The organism is Nonomuraea ceibae (assembly GCF_019396325.1).
Lineage (GTDB): Bacteria > Actinomycetota > Actinomycetes > Streptosporangiales > Streptosporangiaceae > Nonomuraea > Nonomuraea ceibae.
In genome coordinates this window covers 38729-54195 of sequence record NZ_JAHKRO010000066.1, presented here as the reverse complement: position 1 = coordinate 54195, position 15467 = coordinate 38729, and the positions used below count along the sequence as shown (strand labels likewise).

15 protein-coding genes are annotated in these 15467 nt (G+C 71.4%); 6 read left to right on the top strand and 9 right to left on the bottom strand.

Annotation, left to right across the window (positions count from 1 at the left end; all coding sequences use genetic code 11):
* Window positions 1-160: 160 nt before the first annotated feature.
* Window positions 161-1465: a DUF2252 domain-containing protein gene (locus KME80_RS31865; protein ID WP_219510194.1), complete on the top strand. Its 1305-nt coding sequence runs from the start codon at window positions 161-163 to the stop codon at window positions 1463-1465.
* 34 nt (window positions 1466-1499) lie between these two features.
* A complete protein-coding gene (locus KME80_RS31860; RefSeq protein WP_219510193.1) occupies window positions 1500-2246 on the top strand; it encodes an SDR family oxidoreductase in 747 nt (248 codons plus the stop codon).
* 10 nt (window positions 2247-2256) lie between these two features.
* On the opposite strand, the gene KME80_RS31855 is transcribed toward KME80_RS31860, so the two are convergent.
* The 3 genes from KME80_RS31855 to KME80_RS31845 form a co-directional block, all read right to left on the bottom strand.
* Window positions 2257-3072, bottom strand: a complete 816-nt coding sequence (locus tag KME80_RS31855; protein ID WP_219510192.1) for an ATP-grasp domain-containing protein — start codon at window positions 3070-3072, stop codon at window positions 2257-2259.
* Window positions 3073-3323: 251 nt separating this feature from the next.
* A complete protein-coding gene (locus KME80_RS31850) occupies window positions 3324-3584 on the bottom strand; it encodes a hypothetical protein (protein ID WP_219510191.1) in 261 nt (86 codons plus the stop codon).
* A 77-nt stretch (window positions 3585-3661) separates the two neighbouring features.
* Window positions 3662-3919: a hypothetical protein gene (locus KME80_RS31845; protein ID WP_219510201.1), complete on the bottom strand. Its 258-nt coding sequence runs from the start codon at window positions 3917-3919 to the stop codon at window positions 3662-3664.
* 216 nt (window positions 3920-4135) lie between these two features.
* Between KME80_RS31845 and KME80_RS31840 the strand changes: the two genes are divergently transcribed.
* Window positions 4136-4789: an NIPSNAP family protein gene (locus tag KME80_RS31840; RefSeq protein WP_219510190.1), complete on the top strand. Its 654-nt coding sequence runs from the start codon at window positions 4136-4138 to the stop codon at window positions 4787-4789.
* 525 nt (window positions 4790-5314) lie between these two features.
* Here the strand turns inward: KME80_RS31840 and KME80_RS52915 are convergent.
* Window positions 5315-5986, bottom strand: a complete 672-nt coding sequence (locus tag KME80_RS52915) for a pentapeptide repeat-containing protein (protein ID WP_219510189.1) — start codon at window positions 5984-5986, stop codon at window positions 5315-5317.
* A 4-nt stretch (window positions 5987-5990) separates the two neighbouring features.
* Window positions 5991-7526, bottom strand: coding sequence for a glycoside hydrolase family 3 protein (locus tag KME80_RS31830; protein WP_219510188.1), 1536 nt, complete (start codon window positions 7524-7526; stop codon window positions 5991-5993).
* A gap of 213 nt (window positions 7527-7739) precedes the next feature.
* On the opposite strand from KME80_RS31830, the gene KME80_RS31825 reads away from it, so the two are divergent.
* On the top strand, window positions 7740-8411 hold the full coding sequence (locus KME80_RS31825) for a TetR/AcrR family transcriptional regulator (protein WP_219510187.1): 672 nt from the start codon (window positions 7740-7742) through the stop codon (window positions 8409-8411).
* On the top strand, window positions 8408-9088 hold the full coding sequence (locus tag KME80_RS31820) for a DNA alkylation repair protein (RefSeq protein ID WP_219510186.1): 681 nt from the start codon (window positions 8408-8410) through the stop codon (window positions 9086-9088). Before KME80_RS31825 ends, KME80_RS31820 begins: the two co-directional genes overlap by 4 nt.
* A 19-nt stretch (window positions 9089-9107) precedes the next feature.
* On the opposite strand, the gene KME80_RS31815 is transcribed toward KME80_RS31820, so the two are convergent.
* The gene (locus KME80_RS31815; protein WP_246646098.1) at window positions 9108-9947 is read right to left on the bottom strand and encodes a LysR family transcriptional regulator; all 840 of its coding nucleotides are present in this window, start codon (window positions 9945-9947) and stop codon (window positions 9108-9110) included.
* Window positions 9948-10035: 88 nt separating this feature from the next.
* Between KME80_RS31815 and metE the strand changes: the two genes are divergently transcribed.
* Window positions 10036-12213: a 5-methyltetrahydropteroyltriglutamate--homocysteine S-methyltransferase gene (gene metE, locus KME80_RS31810; protein ID WP_219510183.1), complete on the top strand. Its 2178-nt coding sequence runs from the start codon at window positions 10036-10038 to the stop codon at window positions 12211-12213.
* 3 nt (window positions 12214-12216) lie between these two features.
* On the opposite strand, the gene KME80_RS31805 is transcribed toward metE, so the two are convergent.
* The 3 genes from KME80_RS31805 to ngcE are packed head-to-tail and all read right to left on the bottom strand — an operon-like array spanning window position 12217 to window position 15458.
* On the bottom strand, window positions 12217-13134 hold the full coding sequence (locus KME80_RS31805; protein WP_246646093.1) for a carbohydrate ABC transporter permease: 918 nt from the start codon (window positions 13132-13134) through the stop codon (window positions 12217-12219).
* A 3-nt stretch (window positions 13135-13137) separates the two neighbouring features.
* Entirely contained in the window at window positions 13138-14049 is a 912-nt protein-coding gene (locus KME80_RS31800) for a carbohydrate ABC transporter permease (protein WP_219510181.1), read from the bottom strand.
* The gene (ngcE, locus tag KME80_RS31795; protein ID WP_219510180.1) at window positions 14049-15458 is read right to left on the bottom strand and encodes an N-acetylglucosamine/diacetylchitobiose ABC transporter substrate-binding protein; all 1410 of its coding nucleotides are present in this window, start codon (window positions 15456-15458) and stop codon (window positions 14049-14051) included. The genes KME80_RS31800 and ngcE overlap by 1 nt, the downstream gene beginning before the upstream one ends.
* Window positions 15459-15467: the final 9 nt, after the last annotated feature.

Here is a 15467-nt window from a genome sequence, read left to right as displayed (position 1 = left end):
TCACGTGATCGTCCAAGTAGACATAGAGTGCGGTCAGAAGGGCGTCCAAGTCTGTCTTCACACACCGACCATGGACGCCCTTCGTCACGCCCGCAGCCGATCACCAAATTTCACATCAGCGATCTAGGCGCGGGACCTGGGCCGCTCTACTGTCCGCAGTATGGGCACACGCTCCTCGTACCTGCTCGACGTCCTGATGACGGAGTTCGGTGAGTCGATCACCACCGATCCGTCCGCATTCAGGCGCAAGTTCCGGAAGATGGCGGCCTCCCCCTTCGCGTTCTACCGGGGCAGCGCCTGCCTGTTCTACGCCGACCTCACCGGGCCGTTCGCCGACGACTCCTACCTGGACGAGGCCACCAGCCGGGTGTGGATCCACGGCGACCTGCACGCGGAGAACTTCGGCACGTACATGAACGCCTCCGGCGTGCTGGTCTTCAACGTCAACGACTTCGACGAGGCGTACGTGGGCCCGTACGTCTGGGACCTCAAGCGGTTCGCCGCCAGCGTCGCCCTGCTCGGCTACGCCAAGGCGCTGTCGGACGCGGCGATCGGCGAGCTGGTCGGCGGGTTCGCGGGGGCGTACCTGACCGAGCTGACGGCGATCGCCCGGGGCGGCGACGACGCGATCGGCTCGCTCACCCTCGACACCACCTCGGGCGTGCTGCACCGGGTGCTGCAGACGGCCCGGCTCAGCACGCGGGTGGCGATGCTGGACGTGGAGACCGTGGTGGAGGACTACGACCGGCGCTTCGCGCTCATGGAGGGGCGCGTGCCGGTGGCCGACGGGATGCGGGCGGCGGTGCGGGCCGCGTTCGAGGACTACCTGACCACGCTGCCCGCCCCGGCCACCCCGGCGAACCCGGTCGAGCACGTCATCAAGGACATGGCGCTGCGCAAGGGCGTGGGCATCGGCTCGGCCGGGCTGCCCTCTTACAACCTGCTGTTGGAGGGCCGTTCGCAGGCCCTGGAGAACGACGTCATCCTCTACATGAAGCAGGCCCAGGTTCCGGCCGTGGCCCGGTACGTCACCGACGAGAAGGTCTCTCGGTACTTTCAGCACCAGGGGCACCGGACCGCCGAGTCGCAGCGCGCCCTCCAGGCGTACGCCGATCCGTGGCTCGGCCACACCACGCTGAACGGCGTCGGCCAGCTCGTCGCCGAGGTGTCCCCGTACTCGGCCGACCTCGACTGGGGCGACGTGAACGAGCCCGCGGAGCTGCACGCGATCGTGCGGGACCTGGGGCGGGCGGTGGCGCGCATGCACGCGGTCGCCGACGACGACTCCAGCCACGACCTGGTGAGCTTCTCGACGGAGGCGGCGATCGTGGCGGTGGCCGGCGGCGACGCGGGCGGGTTCACCGCGATGCTGGTGGAGTTCGCGCACCGCTACGGGGCGCAGGCCCGCGAGGACCACCGGCGGTTCGTGGACCTGTTCCGCAACGGCCGCCTTCCAGGGGTGTGACGACCGACCGGTCGGTATGGCATGCTTCCGGAATATGACTCTGTTCTCGGTGGAAGGCAAGACAGTCGTCGTCACGGGCGGGTCGCGCGGCATCGGCCGCATGATCGCGGCAGGGTTCGCGGCGGCCGGCGCGAAGGTCCACATCACCGCCCGCAAGGCGGCCGAGGTCGAACGGACGGCCGCCGAGCTGGGCTGCTCCTCGGTGGTCGCCGACCTGTCCACCCCCGTAGGGGTGGCCGCGCTGGAGGCGGCCGTGGACGGCCCGGTGCACGTCCTGGTCAACAACGCGGGCGCCACCTGGGGCGCGCCGCTCGCGGACTACCCGGAGAGCGCCTTCGACAAGCTCTGGAACATCAACGTCAAGGGCGTCTTCTACGTCACCCAGCGCCTCCTGCCCCAGCTGCGCGAGGCCGCCACCGCCGACGACCCGGCACGGGTGATCAACGTCGGGTCCATCGACGGGATCAAGGTGCCGTCGATGGAGACGTTCGCCTACTCGGCCACCAAGTCCGGCGTCCACATGCTGACCCGGCACCTGGCCAAGCAGCTAGCCCGCGAGCACATCACGGTCAACGCGCTGGCCCCCGGGCCGTTCGAGTCCAAGATGATGGCCTTCGCGCTCGACGACCCCGCCACGCGCGACGCCATCTCGGCGAGCGTGCCGCTGGGCCGGATCGGCCGCCCCGACGACATGGCCGGAGCGGCGATCTTCCTGGCGTCGCGGGCCGGGGCCTACCTGACCGGGACCGTCATCCCGGTGGACGGCGGCATCTCCTGCTGACCGGCCCAAGTCAGAGCAGCTCGCGCAGCGCCGTGGCCAGGCTCGCCGCCGCACCCGGCTCGTAGCGCAGATAGAGGTACGGCTCCGTCAGCTCCAGCTCGATGACCGCCGGGCTGCCGTCGGGGAGCCGGACCAGGTCGATCCGGGCGTAAAGAAGGGCCTGGGGGATGGCGGCAAGCACCTTCTCCGCGAGTTCGACCTGGTCCGGGGCCGGGGTGCGCACCTCGGCCCGTGCGTTGTCGGCACCGGTCATGCCGGGCGTGAGCATCGGGGTGCGCCGGACGGCGTGGCTGAGACGGCGGTTGAAGTAGACGAGCGAGGTCTCGCCCTCGGCCTCGACCATGTCGAGATAGGGCTGGACCATGGGGGTGCGGCCGGCGGCCTCCAGGGCCGCGGCGTGCGCACCGGCCCGGTCGCGGTCGGTGGTCCTGATCGTGTCGCGGGCGCCCGCGGAGATCGCGGGCTTGACGACGTACTCGTCCCAGCGCGGCAGGTCGTGCGCCGACCAGTGCGTCGGCACCGTCGGAACGCCGAGGTCGCGCAGATAGGTCTTGTCGGTGTTGGCCTCGATGACGGAGGCCGGGTTGAGGAGCCGGGAAACCTGCTCCACCCGCCTGGTCCAGGCCAGGAACTCCGCCCTGCGGTCGACGTAGTCCCAGACCGAGCGGACCACGACGGCGTCGTAGGCGCTCCAGTCGACGCCGGGGTCGTCCCAGCGTTCGGTGCCACCTTCGATGCCCTGTTCGCGCCAGGCGGCCAGGGCGAGCTCGCGCTCGTCGTCGTGCGTGTCGGGGTCGTCAAACGTCGCATATGCACAGGTAGCCATCCGCTGATGCTAATAGCGGACAGAACAAATGCCGATTGCGGGCCTGCTGGTTACGGGGTGGCTCGTTGCGGGGTTGGTCGTTGCGCGGTTGGTGATCGCGCGGGTTGGTCGCGGGATTACTGGTTGCGGGCTTGCTGATCGCGGGGTGGCTGGTTGCGGGCTTGCTGGTTGCGGGGCGTACTGCGGAGGGGTTGATGCCGGAGAGGGGCCCACGCGCCCGTGCCCAGGCCCGGGCGCGTGGGCGGAGGTCACTAGTCGACCTCGACCTCCTGGCGGGCGGCGCTGTCGTCGGTCGCCACGTTGGCGTTGCCGTTGATGTTGTTGACGTTGGTCGAACCCCAGCCGCCGACGTTGCTGGTGCCGATGTTGGCGAAGTTGTTGCCCGTCTGCGACGACTCCTCGTTCCAGCTCGAGTTGTCGTTACGCGTGTCGGCCTGGGCCGGGGCGGCGAGCAGGGTGGCGCCGGCAGCGGCGGCCACGACGAAACCGGTCACGCAGAGCTTCTTGATCATGTCGATGTTCCTTCCGATGAGTGTTGCTGTTACGGGCCCGCCGGACGGGGCCGGCGGAATCGGGGAAGGCGGATCGCCTAGTAGAAGATGTAGGTCACGGAGATGCTTCCGTCGGAAGCGGTCGTGGCGATGCCGTTGAGGTTGTTGACGTTGACCGAGCGTCCCCACCCTTTGTTGGAGGCGCCGACGTGCGCGAAGTTGTTGCCGGCCTGGGAGGACTCGGAGTTGGTGCTCCAGTTGTCACTCCAGGTGTCCGCGTGAGCCGGGGCGGCCAGCAGCGTTACGCCCGCCGCCGCCGCGACCACGGCACCCGCCGCGCACAGCTTCTTGATCACTACAGCTCCTTCGCCAGAGGATTGGCTTCCAGGGGCAGCAGGCATGGGCCCGAGGTGCACTACCGCCCCTTTGACCTGTCTTGACCCGGAGAGGTCAAGGTCAAAGCGAGCATATAACTATGGGTTGCCAATCGGTAGCTTTGAGTAATTAGAAGATTCTTCTGTGCCGTGCTCGCTGACAGGAGGTGTCAGCGAGGGCCGTCTAGCGTCCGGCGCATGATCTACGAGTTGCGCCGCTACACGCTGCGGCCGGGGCGGCGGGAGACTCTGCTGTCGCTGTTCGAGCGGGAGTTCGTCGAGACGCAGGAGGCCGTCGGCATCGACGTCATCGGCCAGTTCCGCGACCTCGACGACCCCGACGCCTTCCCCTGGATCCGGGCGTTTCCCAACATGGCGGACAGGAAGGCCGCGCTCACCGCGTTCTACACCGGACCGGCGTGGCAGGCGCACCGGGAGGCGGCCAACGCCACCATGATCGACTCGACCGACGTGCTGCTGTTGCGGCCCGCCGGGGGTCGTCTGCCCCGATGGGACCGGCCTCCCCTGGGTTCCGGGGAGGCGGCCTCGTCACTGTGGGTGGCCACGATCTACCACGTCGAGCCGGGATTCGAGGCGTTCTTCGCCGACGAGGTGGCGTCCCTGCTGGCGGCCGGCGGTACGCCTCCGGTGGCCTGCTTCGCCACCGAGCATGCGGAGAACACCTACCCCTTGCTGCCCGTCCGTACGGGGGAAGAGGTGTTCGTGTGGTTCGCCCGCTTCGAGAGGGAAGCGGACGAGCGGGTGGTCGACGTCCCGGCGCTCGCCCAGCGGCTCACCGCGCCACCCCGCCGCCTCCGCCTCACCCCCACCCCCCGCTCCACCCTCCGCTGACCCGGGCCCCCGCCCCTCAACGGAACCGGACCCAAGGCGGAGCGGCTCAAGGCGGGGCGCGGGCCCGAGAGAAAGCCAGCGTCCAACCGAAGGCCCAGCCGCCCACCGGGGCGGACGCGGAAGCACACCCCCACAGGGCCGCCGAGGGCCGATGCGGGCTGGGGCGCCCCCAGGCAGAGCGGCCCCCGGTAGGGCGGCCCCCAACGCGGAGGCGGACGCGAACATGGGCGTCGCGGCGTGAGGCGACCCCAGGCGGGGGTCGGCGCGGGAGGCGGACGCGGTCGCCGGCCGATGTGGGGGTCGGGCCGATGTGGGGGTCGGGCCGATGTGGTCGGCTGATGGAGTGAACGCGAGGGCGGGGCGAGGGCGGGGCGAGGGCGGGGCGAGGCCGGGGCGGTGCCCGAGGGGCCGCTGCTGACGTGGTCGCCGGCGGGCGGCGGGGGCGGCCGGGGCAGCGACCTGGAGGCCGCCGCCCGGTCGGCGCGTTACTGGCCCGATCGCTGACCCCCAGCCGGGGCCCGGCGGTCAGAGGACGGTGATGCCGCGGGCGGCGAGGATGGCGTCGGCCTGGGCGCGGTTGACGATCGCGCCGCCGAACGCGCGCAGCCGGGCGTCGTCGATCTCCCCCAGGTCGGCGCCGCGCAGGTCGGCCCGGGTGAACACGGTCTTGAGCAGCTTGGCCTCGCGCAGCCGGCAGTCGGTGAACGTGGCGTCGGTGAAGTCGCAGCCCGACAGGTCGGCCTCGTCGAAGCGGACGCCTTCGATCTCCTCGCCGCGCAGGGAGCAGCCGCCCAGGTTGGCCATGGTCAGGTTGGAGCGGGTGACGCGGAAGCCGGTGCCGCGGCTGCCGGTGAGCGAGGCGCCGATCAGGCGGCAGCCGGTGAACGACGCGTCGGTCATCAGCGCGCCGCCGAACTGCGCGGACGACAGGTCGACGTCGGTGAACACGGCGTCGATGAGGTCGGCGTCGCTGAACCTGACCCGCATCCCGCCGCCGCCCGTGAAGACGGCGCCGTCGAGGTCGGCCTTGCGGAAGTCGGCCTGTTCCAGCACGCAGGACTCGAACCGGGCCCCGGCCAGCGAGGCTCCCCACAGGTCGGCCTCGGTGAGGTCGCAGCCGCGGAAGACGTGCGTCTCGTCCGGGGCGAGCCGGTCGGTGAGGGATGTGCCGGAGAGGTCCTCGCCGTCGAAGTTCACGGTGTCACAGGCTACCGGTGATCACCTCGGCGGCGGCCCGGCCGCAGACGGGGGCGGAGCCGTACGTGGCGATGTGCACGGCGCCGAGGTCGGAGCGCTGGGGCAGGCCCATCTCGACCACGACGGCGTCGGGGCGGGCGCTGAGCAGGTGCCGTACGGCCTCGCCCTGCCAGGGGTAGCGGTGCACGTCGCGTACGACGACGACCAGGGGGCGGGAGGCGGCCAGGGCGACGAGGTCCTCGATGGCGGCGCCGGACGCCTCGCCGGCGGCGAAGCGGGTGACGGCGGTGCCGGGCATCAGCTCGGCGAGCGGGCCGGCGACGCCCCACGGGGTGGACTTGTCGATGGCCAGGTTCATCTCGGGGGCGAGTTCCACGACGTGCGGGGGTGTGCGGAGCGGCAGGACGGCGGCTCCCGTGCGGCGGGTGACCCGCACGGCGCGCCGGGCGGCCGCGAGTCCGGCGTGGCCGTTGTGCGCGGCCCGCTCGGTGGTGACCGACATGCCGTCCGCCCCGGCGCCGACCATGTTGTCCGTTGGTGTGCTGCCCGAGGAGGCGGCCCAGACGGCCAGCTCGCGGACCCGGCGTGCGGCGTCGGCCAGTCGCTCCTCGGGCAGCAGTCCATCGGCGACCGCCGTGACGATCGCGTCCCGTACCTCGATGGCCGTGGCCTCGTCGGCGTGCTCGCCGCCGACGCAGATCGCGTCGGCTCCCGCGGCGATGGCGCGGGCGGCGGCGCCGCCGATGCCGTACGCCTCGGAGACGGCGGCCATCTCGATGCCGTCAGTGACGATCATGCCCTCGAAGCCGAGCTCCTCCCGGAGCAGTCCGGTGAGCACCTTGGGGCTGAGGGTGGCGGGCAGGTCGGGGTCGTACACGGGCACCAGCAGGTGGCCGGTCATGACGGACCGGACGCCCGCCTTGATCGCCTCGCGGAAAGGGCGGAGCGCGTCCTCGATCCCGCCGGGGGCGACGACCGGCACGCCGTGGTGGGAGTCGACGGAGGTGTCGCCGTGGCCGGGGAAGTGCTTGGCGCAGGCGGCGACGCCGGCGGACTGCAGGCCGCGCACGAAGGCCCGGGTGTGGCGGGCGACCAGGTCGGGGTCGGCGCCGAAGGCGCGCAGGCCGATGACCGGGTTGTCGGGGTTGGAGTTCACGTCGGCGGAGGGCGCGAAGTCGATCGTGATGCCGCACGCGGCCAGGTCCAGGCCCAGGTCGCGGGCCAGGGTCTCGGTGAGCGCGACGTCGTCGACGACGCCGAGGGCGTAGCCGCCGGGGCGGGTGCTGCCGGTGGCGACCTCCAGGCGGGTCACCTCGCCGGTCTCCTCGTCGGTGCCGACCAGCGCGTACGGGTTCTCGGCCCGCAGCGCCGTGGTCAGCCGGGCCACCTGGGCGGGGCCGGTGATGTTGCGGGAGAACAGCACCACCCCGGCCAGGCCTTCCCCGAGCCGCCGGCGTACCCAGTCTGGAGGGGTGACCCCCTCGAAGCCCGGCAGGAGGACGGCGTCGGCCAGGCGCACAAGGTCACCACTCTTGGACATGACCCGCAATCTAATAGGAAAGTTTCTTATTTGCTAGAGGCATTTTCGAACGTCAGCAGGTTCGGTTGCCGGACGAACTCCGCCGCGATGCGCAACAGGGCGCCCGCCCGGCCGACGGCCGCCGCCGCGCGCCCCCGGCGGGCCGCCGCTCCCCGGCGCCAGCAGCGGCTTCGGCCGTGAACAAGCGATTGTCCGAGGGCCCATAATGGTCGTGTGACAACGCGAAAGAACTCCGCCGGCACGACCCCGGCTCCGGCCAAGCGCCAGCGCGCGGCCTCGACGGGGGCGGCCTCGGAGCGCCGGGACCATCTCGTCAAGCTCGCGGCGGAGCTCTTCGCGGCCAAGGGCTTCCAGGCGACGACGGTCCGCCAGATCGCCCAGGAGGCCGGCATCCTCTCGGGCAGCCTCTACCACCACTTCGACTCCAAGGAGTCGATCGTCGACGAGGTCCTGTCCACGTTCCTCGATGATCTCATCGCCCGCTACCGGTCCGCGATCGACTCCGGCCCCGACGCCCGCGCGGTGCTGACGGAGATGGTGCGCATCGGCTTCGGCACGCTGGAGCCGCACCGCGCCGCGATCACCGTCATGCAGAACGACTGGAACTACCTGCGCCAGTTCGAGCGCTTCAGCTACCTGGTCAAGGCCGAGGACGAGGTGGAGCAGATCTGGGTCACGCAGATCAAGGCCGGGCAGGCGGCCGGGCTGTTCAGGCCCGACGTCGACCCCAAGCTGACCTACCGGATGATCCGCGACACGATCTGGGTGGCGGTGCGCTGGTTCCGCCCCGACGGCAGGCTCAACACCGCGACGCTGGCCGACCACTACATCACGGTGCTGTTCGACGGCCTGGCGACCGGCGAGCGGACCTCCCAGCAGGGATGAGTCTCGGCAAGGCGGTGCGGCTGGCCCTGCGGGAGGCGGCGGACCCGGACAAGGCCGCCGCGATGCAGTCGTACATGAAGTCCCCGATGCCGTTCCTCGGCGTGCAGGCCGGGCCGCGGCGCACGGTGCTCAGGCGGGTGTTCGCCGAGCACCGGCTCGACACCGCGCCCGAGTGGCGGCGCGCGGTGCTCGACCTGTGGCGCGAGGCCGAATACCGCGAGGAGCGCTACGCCGCCGTGCAGCTCTCCGGGCACCACCTCTACCGCGACTTCCAGACCCTCTACACGGTGCCGATGTACGAGGAGATGATCGTCAGCGGGGCGTGGTGGGACCTGGTGGACGAGCTGGCCACGCACCGGATCGGCGGGCTGCTGGCCGCCTACCCCGACACGATGCGGCCGCTGATGCTGGAGTGGGCGCACGACGCCGACCTGTGGAAGCGGCGCACCGCGATCCTGTGCCAGAACCGGTTCCGGGAGCGCACCGACACCGCGCTGCTGTTCGCGTGCATCGAGCCGAGCCTGTCCGACAACGACTTCTTCGCCCGCAAGGCGATCGGCTGGGCGCTGCGCGAGTACGCCAAGACCAGCCCGCGCGAGGTCGTCCGCTACGTGCGGGCCAAGGGCCTGTCGGGGCTCAGCCGCCGCGAGGCCCTGCGCAACCTGCCGGTCACCTAGCAACCGGTCCCGGTCCCGATCACCTGGTCCAGAGGGCTTCCTGTACAGCCTGGACGAGGCCGAGGAGTTCGCCGGTGACGCGCTCCTTGGACCAGGCCAGCGCGTAGGTGATGCGCAGCCCGGCGCCGTGCAGCGGGACGAAGCTGACGTCGTCGCGGCGGGTGGCGCGGACCAGGAGCTGCGGCGCGGGCAGCACGCCCGCCCCGGCGGCGACCAGGTCGAGCGCGGCGGCGAAGTCGTCGTCGGCGACCATGCGCGGCTGGCCCGGCAGCCCGGCCCACGGCCTGCTGCCCGGCGTGAGGAGCACGCGGCCGACGAGGTCGGCGGGCTCGACGGCGGAGCGGGAGGCCAGGGGGTGCCCGGCGGGCACGGCGAGGTGGTCCACGCTGACGTGGAAGCGGGCGGCGGTGACGAACCGGGCGGGGGCCGGGGTGGCGAGGATCGCCGCCGACACCTCGCCCGCCTCCAGCGCCGCCGAGGCGGCGGCCCGGCCGGCCACGCGCAGCTCGACCCCGACGGCGGGAGTGCGGCCGGCCATCCTCCTGGCGATCCGCGCGGCCAGCGGCCCGGCGATCGGTGGATAAGCCAGATGAATGGTCGGACGGGCGAGCCGGGCGCCTTCCGCGGCGAACGCCGACACCGACTCCAGCACCTGCTCGGCGTGGGGCAGCAGCGCCTTGCCCGCGGCGGTGAGCCGCACCTCGCGGGCCGTGCGGGTGAACAGCCTGACCCCGGTGGCGCGTTCGAGCCGGGTGATGGCCTGGCTCACGGCCGGCTGGGACAGGCCCAGGTCGGCGGCGGCCGTGGAGAAGCTGAGCCGCGCGGCCACCCGCGCGAAGCACTGGATCTCCCTGAGCATAAGCAACACGAATAGATAATGCATCACGCCCGGCGGCCGGTGCACGATGCGAGGCGTTGACGATCGACGCTGAACGCTTGGAGCGCCCATGTCCCGTTTCCCGCAGTCCACCGTGCTCGGATACCCGAGGATCGGCCCGCGAAGGGAGCTGAAGCGGGCACTGGAGTCCTACTGGGACGGCACCGCCACCCGGCAGGACCTGGACCGCGTCGGCGCGGAGCTGCGCGCCGCCACCTGGCGCAGGCTGGCCGAGCTGGGCCTCGACGGCCTGCCGTCCAACACCTTCTCCCTCTACGACCAGGTGCTGGACACGGCCGTGCTGCTCGGCGCGGTGCCGGAGCGGTATCGGGGCGCGGCCGACCCGTACTTCGCCATGGCGCGGGGCACCGAAGGGCTGGCGCCGCTGCGGATGACGAAGTGGTTCGACACGAACTACCACTACATCGTGCCCGAGATCGGGCCGGAGACGGTCTTCAAGCTCGACGCGGCCAAGCCGCTGGCCGAGCTGCGGGAGGCGCGGGCGCTGGGCTTCGAGACGCGGCCCGTGGTGGTGGGGCCGGTGACGTTCCTGCTGCTGGCCGCCGATCCTGGGGCGGCGCTGGAGCGGCTGGACGACGTGCTGGCCTGCTACGAGGAGCTGCTGGGCGTGCTGGCCGCCGAGGGCGTGGCCTGGGTTCAGCTCGACGAGCCCGCGCTGGTCCAGGACCGCACGCCCGGGGAGCTGGCCGCCGTGCGCGCCGCCTACGACCGGCTCGGCTCGGCGGCGGCGCGGCCGGGGCTGCTGGTGACCGCGCCCTTCGGCCATCTCGGCGAGGCGCTGCCGGTGCTGGCGGCCACGCCGGTGGAGGCGATCGGCGTGGACCTGGTGCGCGGCGGGCTCGACGGCCTCGACGCGCTGGCGGGCAAGACGGTCGTGGCGGGCGTGGTGTCGGGGCGCGACGTGTGGCGGACCTCGCCGGAGCGGGCCGCGCACGCGCTGCGCGCCGTGGCCGAGCACGCCGCCCAGGTGGTCGTGGGCACCTCCTGCTCGCTGCTGCACGTCCCGTACGACCTGGAGGCGGAGCCGGGGCTGGACCCGGCGCTGAAGGCGCGGCTGGCGTTCGCCGAGCAGAAGGTGGCGGAGGTGGTCGCGCTGGCGCGCGGCGGGTTCGACGGCCCGGCCCCCGCCGTGCGGCCCGCACCCGAGCCCGCCCCCGTCGTCCGCGACGAGCGCGGCCCGTACCCGGTGCGGGCGGCGGCACAGGCCGCGCACCTGGGGCTGCCCGCGCTGCCGATCACCACGATCGGCTCGTTCCCGCAGACCGGCGAGCTGCGCGCGGCCCGCGCCGCGCTGGCCGCGGGCACGCTCCCGGCGCAGGAGTACGAGCGGCGCGTCGAGGCCGAGATCGAGCGGGTGATCCGGCTGCAGGAACGGCTCGGCCTGGACGTGCTCGTGCACGGCGAGCCGGAGCGCAACGACATGGTGCAGTACTTCGCCGAGCACCTGGACGGCTTCGCGGTGACGGCCAACGGCTGGGTCCAGTCGTACGGCTCGCGCTGCACGAGGCCCCCGATCCTGCACGGCGACGTGTCGCGGCCGGAGCCGATCACGGTCCGGTGGGCCCGTCACGCCCAGTCGCTCACGGACCGGCCGGTCAAGGGCATGCTCACCGGGCCGGTGACGATCGTGGCGTGGTCGTTCGTCCGTGACGACCTGCCGCTGCGTGACGTGGTGTTCCAGGTGGCGGCGGCGGTGCGCGAGGAGGTGCGCGACCTGGAGGCGGCCGGCGTGTCGATCATCCAGGTGGACGAGCCGGCGCTGCGCGAGCTGCTGCCGCTGCGGCAGGCAGCGCGGGCCGGCTACCTGGAGTGGGCGGTGGCCGCCTACCGGCGGGCGACGTCGGGGGTCGCCGACCGCACGCAAATCCACACGCACCTGTGCTATTCGGACGCCGACCAGATCCTCGACGCGATCGACGGCCTGGACGCCGACGTGACCACGATCGAGTCGGCCCGCTCGGGCGCCCGCATCCTGGACGCGGTGGGCTCGTTCGGGCGCGGGCTGGGCCCGGGGGTGTACGACATCCACTCCCCCCGGGTCCCGTCGTCCGCCGAGGTCGAGACGCTGCTGCGCCGGACCCTGGCCGCGCTCCCGGCCGAGCGCGTGTGGGTGAACCCGGACTGCGGCCTGAAGACCCGCACCTACGCGCAGGTGGAGGCGGCCCTGGCGAACGTCGCCGAGGCCACCGGCAGGCTGCGCGCCGAGCTCACCCGCGACGCCGGCTGAGCCTCACTTCAGGGCCCCCATCGTCAGGCCGGACTGGATCTGGCGCTGGAAGACCGTGTAGACGATCAGCATCGGCAGGATGGCGAGCGTCAGCGCGGCGAACAGCGCCGCCCAGTCCGCGTCGTAGCCAGCGGCGGTGGAGATGTCGGCGATGCCCTGGGTGAGCACCCACTTGTCCCGCTCCTGGAGCAGGACCAGCGGAAGCTGGTACTGGTTCCACTGGCCCAGCACGTTGAAGATCGTGATGCTGATCAGGCCGGGCCGCGCCATCGGCAGCATGATCTGGAAGAACACCCGGGTGTGCGACGCGCCGTCGACCATGGCCGCCTCCCCCACCGCCGTCGGCAGCGTGCGGAAGAACGCGGCGAGGAAGAACACCGTGAACGGCATCGAGTACGCGATGTACACCAGCACCAGGCCGGCATGCGTGTTGAGCCCGATGAACGGCCCGATCAGCGGCACGCTGCCCATGTTCTGCACCACGAAGAACAGCGGCGTCAGCGCCAGGTAGACGGGGAACGCCAGGCCGGAGACGAACAGCAGGTAGACCGCCCGGTTTCCGCGGAAGGGGTAGCGGGCCAGCACGTAGGCCGCCATCGCGCCCAGCAGCATGGTCCCGGCCACGCTGAAGGCCACGACGATCACGCTGTTGACGAAGTACTGCCCGATGTTCACCTGGTCCCAGGCGCGGGCGAAGTTGTCCCAGCGCGGCGTGGCCGGCAGCGACCAGGCGTCGCCGAAGATCTCGTCCTCGCTCTTGACCGAGGCCAGGAACGTCCACAGGATCGGCACCACGGTGAGCACGGTCCACAGCAGCAGCGCCAGATGGGTGAGCGTCGCCAGCGGGCCCAGCCTCCGGCGGCGCTCCTGCCGGGCGGCCTTGCGCGAGTTCGCGACCGTCCACGAGGTCATCGTCGTCATCTCTCAGTACTCGATTCGCTCACGACGCGACAGCCGCAGCGACAGGATCGCGAAGCCGATGGTGAAGAAGAACATCACGACGCCCAGCGCCGAGGCGTAGCCGAAGCGGAAGTACTCGAACGCGTTGCGGTAGATCTCCGTCGCCATCACGGTCGTGGAGTAGTCGGGGCCGCCCTGCTGGTCGGTCATCACCCACACGATCGCGAACACGTCCAGCGCCAGGATGCCGAGGTAGACCCAGGCGACCTGGACGGTGTCCCACAGCAGCGGCAGCGTGATGCGGAAGAACAGGCTCACCCGCCCCGCGCCGTCGATCGAGGCGGCCTCGAACATGTCACGCGGGATCGAGGCCAGCCCGGCGGAGAACAGCACCACGTAGAAGCCGACCGCCTGCCACACCATGACGCCGAGCACCGACCAGAACGCGATGCCAGGATCGGACAGGAAGGAGACCGGCCCCAGCCCGAGCGCCATCAGCGGCGCGTTCAGCATGCCGCTGTCGTCGGGCCGGAACACCTGCTGGAACAGCACCGCCACCACGGTCACGGCCAGCACCTGCGGGAAGAAGAACACCACGCGGTAGAACTTCGACCCGGGCACGCCGCCCACGCCCCGCCCTCCGCTGCCCACGTTGAGCAGGAACGCGAAGAACAGGGCGATGACGATCGTGATGAGCGGCAGCAGCACGAGCAGGGCCGCGTTGTGCGTGACCGCCTTCCAGAAGACGCCGTCGGCGAACAGCCTGACGAAGTTGTCCAGCCCGACGAAGTTCGGCGTGGCGCTGACGCCCCGCCAGTCCGTCATCGCGATGTAGAACGCCTGGATGTACGGGGAGATCACGTACACCAGGTAGAGCGTCACCGGGGCCGCCAGGAACGCGGTGATGAACAGGCCCCGGCGATAGGTGTTGAACATCAGCGCGTGTACTTCTTGATCGAGGAGTCGTTCTTGATCTCGTCGGCCTTCTTCTGCAGGCGCTCCACGTACTTGGCGGGGGTGACGCCGCCGGACATGAGCTGGCCGGTGGCGGCCACGGCCTCGTCGTGCAGCTGGGCGTACCAGGTGCGCCAGCGGTAGTAGACGGTGTTGGCGCCGGCGGCGGCGAGCGCGTCGGTGGCGCTCTGCGCGCCCGGCGTCAGGTTGCGGCCCTCGCCGGCGCCCTTGACCACGGACACCGTGCGGACGAGCTCGCTGAAGTCGCCGGCCGCCTTCTTCGACAGCATCGCGCGCAGGTACTCCATGCCGCCCTGCGGGTTGGCGCCCTTCGACGGGACGATGAACGACTCGCCCGGCTGGGTGTGCAGGGTGCCGTACGGCATCTTGTCCGAGGAGGTGAAGTCGGGGATGGGGAACATGCCGTACTCGAAGTCGTCGGGAGTGGTGTCCTTCTGCTCGTTCTCCAGCCAGGAGCCGGAGGGCAGCATGGCGACCTGGTACTTGTTCTGGGCCGTCTGGGTCTGCACGTGGTCGAGGCCGGTGGTGCCCTCCATGAGGTACTTGGCGCCGACCTCGGCCCACGCCTCCGCCGCCTGCCTGACCGGCTCGGCCGACCAGGCGCCGTCGGCCAGGTTGTCGATGTTGACCAGCACCTCGTTGCCGCCGATCTTGGCGGCCATGGTCAGCAGCGGCTCGTACAGGTACTGCGGGTGCTTGCCCGCGTAGGTGAACGGCGCCATCTTGCCGGACTTCTTGATCGTCTCGCAGAGGGCGAGGAAGGCGTCCCAGGTCTTGGGGATCTCCCAGCCGTTGTCGCGGAAGGCCTTCTGCGAGTACCAGATGCCGTGGATGTAGTTGACGTAGCCGAGGACGCTGAACTTGCCGTCGTAGGTGCCGAACTCGGTCACGGCCGGGTCGAGGATGTCGCGGACCTTGACGTTGGGGTCGTCCCAGCTCGGCGCGTCGAGCAGCGGGGTCAGGTCCTGGAGCTGGCCGTCCTGGGCGAGCGCGCCCATGTCCATCGCGTTGGCGCCGGAGTTGTCGATGACGTCGGGCGGGTTGCCGCCGGCGAAGCGCGGCTGCAGGACCTTGGTGATCTCCTTGGTGGCGTTGTGCTTGATCTCCACCTGCGGGTACTTCGACTTGAACAGCGGCTGGTGGATGTCGGTGGCGTACTTGTTGCCGAACCCGCCGTCGAAGATCCAGATCTCCAGCGGCTTGTCGGCGGCCACGCCGAACGGGTTGGCCGCGCTCGTGGCGGCCGGCGCGGCCGAGGCCGTGGGCGCCTGCTGGGCGGGGGTGGCGCAGGCGGCGAGCGCGCCCGCCATCGGGGCCAGGGCGGCGGCGCGGAGGAGACCGCGCCGGGTGATGTGGGGGGTGTTCGACATTGCTGTTCT

Excerpts from the sequence above, each read along its gene's own strand:
- KME80_RS31855 (WP_219510192.1), bottom strand. The coding sequence starts at position 3,072 with ATGGCTACCTGTGCATATGCGACGTTTGACGACCCCGACACGCACGAC.
- KME80_RS31830 (WP_219510188.1), bottom strand. The coding sequence starts at position 7,526 with ATGTCCAAGAGTGGTGACCTTGTGCGCCTGGCCGACGCCGTCCTCCTG.
- KME80_RS31805 (WP_246646093.1), bottom strand. The coding sequence starts at position 13,134 with ATGACGACGATGACCTCGTGGACGGTCGCGAACTCGCGCAAGGCCGCC.
- KME80_RS31865 (WP_219510194.1), top strand. The coding sequence starts at position 161 with ATGGGCACACGCTCCTCGTACCTGCTCGACGTCCTGATGACGGAGTTC.
- KME80_RS31815 (WP_246646098.1), bottom strand. The coding sequence starts at position 9,947 with ATGCTCAGGGAGATCCAGTGCTTCGCGCGGGTGGCCGCGCGGCTCAGC.
- metE (WP_219510183.1), top strand. The coding sequence starts at position 10,036 with ATGTCCCGTTTCCCGCAGTCCACCGTGCTCGGATACCCGAGGATCGGC.
- KME80_RS31840 (WP_219510190.1), top strand. The coding sequence starts at position 4,136 with ATGATCTACGAGTTGCGCCGCTACACGCTGCGGCCGGGGCGGCGGGAG.
- KME80_RS31850 (WP_219510191.1), bottom strand. The coding sequence starts at position 3,584 with ATGATCAAGAAGCTCTGCGTGACCGGTTTCGTCGTGGCCGCCGCTGCC.
- ngcE (WP_219510180.1), bottom strand. The coding sequence starts at position 15,458 with ATGTCGAACACCCCCCACATCACCCGGCGCGGTCTCCTCCGCGCCGCC.
- KME80_RS31820 (WP_219510186.1), top strand. The coding sequence starts at position 8,408 with ATGAGTCTCGGCAAGGCGGTGCGGCTGGCCCTGCGGGAGGCGGCGGAC.
- KME80_RS31800 (WP_219510181.1), bottom strand. The coding sequence starts at position 14,049 with ATGTTCAACACCTATCGCCGGGGCCTGTTCATCACCGCGTTCCTGGCG.
- KME80_RS31860 (WP_219510193.1), top strand. The coding sequence starts at position 1,500 with ATGACTCTGTTCTCGGTGGAAGGCAAGACAGTCGTCGTCACGGGCGGG.